This window comes from Nocardioides sp. AN3 (assembly GCF_054653495.1).
Genome location: NZ_BAAIGC010000123.1, coordinates 1 through 214, shown reverse-complemented (window position 1 = coordinate 214; position 214 = coordinate 1). Strand labels below are relative to the sequence as shown.

At 64.5% G+C, this 214-nt stretch carries 1 protein-coding gene; it reads right to left on the bottom strand.

The window, feature by feature from the left end:
- Positions 1 to 214 (bottom strand): carboxyl transferase domain-containing protein (locus ACYQ1K_RS28080; RefSeq protein WP_459986915.1); only part of this gene is annotated, 214 nt, incomplete at both ends.

Below are 214 nucleotides of genomic sequence, written 5' to 3'. Positions count from 1 at the left end.
GCCGTAGAGACCGAGGGAGACCACGCCTTCTTGGATGCGGGCGCCGGCGCCCTCGTTGATCCCGATGATGGGGGAGCCGGTCTTGACGGCGAGGTCCATCACCTTGGTGATCTTCTCGCCGTAGACCTCGCCCAGGGAGCCACCGAAGACGGTGAAGTCTTGGGAGAAGACACAGACCTGGCGTCCCTCGATGGTGCCGTAGCCGGTGATGACC